This is a genomic window from Streptomyces sp. NPDC015032, assembly GCF_043080425.1.
In the GTDB taxonomy this organism is placed as follows: Bacteria; Actinomycetota; Actinomycetes; order Streptomycetales; family Streptomycetaceae; genus Streptomyces.
In genome coordinates this window covers 1-2,344 of the sequence record NZ_JBIBVN010000106.1, presented here as the reverse complement: position 1 = coordinate 2,344, position 2,344 = coordinate 1, and the positions used below count along the sequence as shown (strand labels likewise).

Annotated in this window: 4 protein-coding genes; 1 reads left to right on the top strand and 3 read right to left on the bottom strand. The window is 68.2% G+C overall.

Features of this window, described 5'->3' with window-relative positions; all coding sequences use genetic code 11:
* Nucleotides 1-351 precede the first annotated feature (351 nt).
* Nucleotides 352-690, top strand: a complete 339-nt coding sequence (locus ACF08M_RS41530; protein WP_392190504.1) for a hypothetical protein — start codon at nucleotides 352-354, stop codon at nucleotides 688-690.
* Between the two features lie 210 nt (nucleotides 691-900).
* Here ACF08M_RS41530 and ACF08M_RS41525 read toward each other — a convergent pair whose 3' ends face one another.
* From ACF08M_RS41525 to ACF08M_RS41515, 3 genes are all read right to left on the bottom strand, one after another.
* Complete coding sequence (locus ACF08M_RS41525; protein WP_392190503.1) at nucleotides 901-1,374, bottom strand: nuclear transport factor 2 family protein; 474 nt, start codon at nucleotides 1,372-1,374, stop codon at nucleotides 901-903.
* A gap of 102 nt (nucleotides 1,375-1,476) precedes the next feature.
* Nucleotides 1,477-1,656, bottom strand: a complete 180-nt coding sequence (locus ACF08M_RS41520) for a hypothetical protein (RefSeq protein ID WP_392190502.1) — start codon at nucleotides 1,654-1,656, stop codon at nucleotides 1,477-1,479.
* Between the two features lie 126 nt (nucleotides 1,657-1,782).
* Nucleotides 1,783-1,989: a hypothetical protein gene (locus tag ACF08M_RS41515; RefSeq protein WP_392190501.1), complete on the bottom strand. Its 207-nt coding sequence runs from the start codon at nucleotides 1,987-1,989 to the stop codon at nucleotides 1,783-1,785.
* Nucleotides 1,990-2,344 lie beyond the last annotated feature (355 nt).

Here is a 2,344-nt window from a genome sequence, read left to right as displayed (position 1 = left end):
CGACGCCGCCACCAGGCGCGGTCACAAACCAGCCACTACCGGCGACAAGCCGCATCCCAGACATGAAGATCACGATCTGCAGCTGGAGTACTAGACGCACTGGGGTGCAATGCCGAGGATTCTGAGCTGCGGCATCGCACTGGTGTGTGTAGGGCCTGGAATAGTCATCGTCCTTCGGGGGGGGTGCGCGGAGGGCGGGAGCGCCAGGTCGAGGAGGGCATTGAGGGTTTGGCGGTCGAGTCGGCTGTCGAGGTTGAGGGAGCGGCGTAGAAGGTCTCCGACGTCCTTGGGAGCAGAGCGAGGACGTACCGGTCGCGCCGACTGTGGTACGCGACTCGGTCGCCGACGCGCTTGTCTCCCTCGCCGCCCACCCCGGCGACCTTCTCGTCCTCTGCGGCGGCCCGCGCCATCCGCGGCCGACCGCCGGTCATCACCGACGACATGCTCCACGCCGTGCTCCGCCGGAGGGCGAACGGCGAGTCCGTCGAGCAGATCCAGCCCGACCTGATCATCCCCACTGGCAAGCGCAAGGGACAGAACCCCTCGGTGGCCAGCGTCTGCCGGGCACTCGCCGAACACGCCAAGCGTGAGGCGTACCCCGCGGCCGTCGAGGCAGCACACGCCGACTTCGCCGCCCTTCAGAACGGTGAAGTCCCCTGTCCGCGTACGGAGACCGAGCCCGCTCGGTGACGAGCGTGCCACGACAGCAGCGACCGCTAATTTCCGTTCGGATACCCCCCGAGGCCGGGGAGGCCCGCGAGTTCGAAAAACTGAAGGGTTCCCGGCGGGAACCTGCGGGTCTGTCGCCGTGCCTCGTGACGTCGGATCCGTGGGTTCGTGGTGAAGTCGCGGTGCCGGCGCGACGGCGGCGGGTGGGCATAGCCAGGTTGGGCCGCGCAGTCAGGACTGGTCGGGGTAGCTGAGTCGTGCCGTCTCTCCGCCGAATGGTAGGTGTGTGACTCGGCTGGTGAGGAGCCAGGTGTCCTCGATCTTCCGGAACGTGTCCTCGTAGTGGCCCACGTTGACGGGAAGCCTCGGGGGCACGATGCCATCGGTATAGCCGTCGACTCGGTAAGTGGCGAAGTAGGAGGTGGCGGTGGCCGCTGAGGCGGAATTCACCGTGACCAAGATGTTGGTAGACATGCGGCGTGACAGTCGGTCCTTGGGGCGCGAGCCGAAGTAGCTGCGGAGCGCCTCACGCCCTTCCACCCTGCGGTCGCCGTGGGGCCACTCCCACACCCCGTCAGGTGTGAAGAGGTCCGCGACACTGCTCGGATCTCCCAGGTCAAGGCGGCGCACGAAGTCGACGATCAGACGCTCGCAGGCTCGCTCGGAGAAGAGACGTTCCATCGGGTCAAGGGCTTCTGTCGGCATCAACAATTGCTACCAGCTCTCCATGGGGTGCCGCGATCGCATTTTTGGGCTCCCGATTCCCCGGCTTGCGAAAGCGACACCATCTCCGCCGTGGCACGGCAGTCAGCGCCGCTCGATGGGTCGTTCCAGGAGCCGGCGGGCGGAGTCCGCGTAGCGCATCGCGGTCTTCTCGTCCAGCCCGAACGCCTCGGCGAGGTGGAGCGGGTCGGGTCCGTGGGTCAGGGGCTCCTCGAGTTGCCGGTCGACGCGGAGCCGTTCCAGCGTCGCGTCCTGCCCGCGCATCGCAGCGCTGATTCAGTGGTTGCTGGCGCGGCTGGTCTTGGTGGCGGTCTGGTTGTTGATCAGCAGGTGGAGGTTGGCGGTTTTCGGCCACCGGTTGCGCCGGTGCTCCAGCCAGTCCAGCAGTAGCTACAAGGTGAGATCGTCAAGCGGGCGGGCACGTCCGGCGATGGTCAGCCGGCGGTTGCCGAGGTCGATGTCGTCGAGCATGAGGGTGGCGATCTGGGCGACCCGGGCGGCGTGGACCTCTGCGAGGGCGAGGATGAGCCGCGTCGCGGGGGTGGTGGCCGCGGCGACGGAGCGGCCGACCTGCTCGGGAACGAGCGGCTGCAGCACGGCGTACTCGTATGGCCCGGCCCTGGTCCGGCTGGTGGGGTTGCGGAAGATCAGTCCGTTCCGCAGATGGTCGTAGCGGTTCGACCATTCCAGCAGGGCCGGGCGGACCCGGTTGAGGTAGAGCCAGACCGTGCCCTCCCGTCGCGGGAGGCTGCGGGAGCCGCCGTCGCGCAGGATGCGGGTCCAGCGCTCGGTCTCCGAGCGGATGCGGGGTGCGAGGCCCTAGCCGATGCCGCGCCTCTGAGATCACGTCAAGTGGTGCTGGGCGCGCGGAGCGTGCGGCGGACAGCGGTGCGGAGCCATTGATGGGCTCCGTCGGCTGCGTTGCGGGGGTGCCAGGCCATGCCGATGGTCA

Coding starts and splice junctions, on each gene's coding strand:
- ACF08M_RS41520 (WP_392190502.1), bottom strand. CDS start 1,656: ATGCGCGGGCAGGACGCGACGCTGGAACGGCTCCGCGTCGACCGGCAA.
- ACF08M_RS41525 (WP_392190503.1), bottom strand. CDS start 1,374: ATGCCGACAGAAGCCCTTGACCCGATGGAACGTCTCTTCTCCGAGCGA.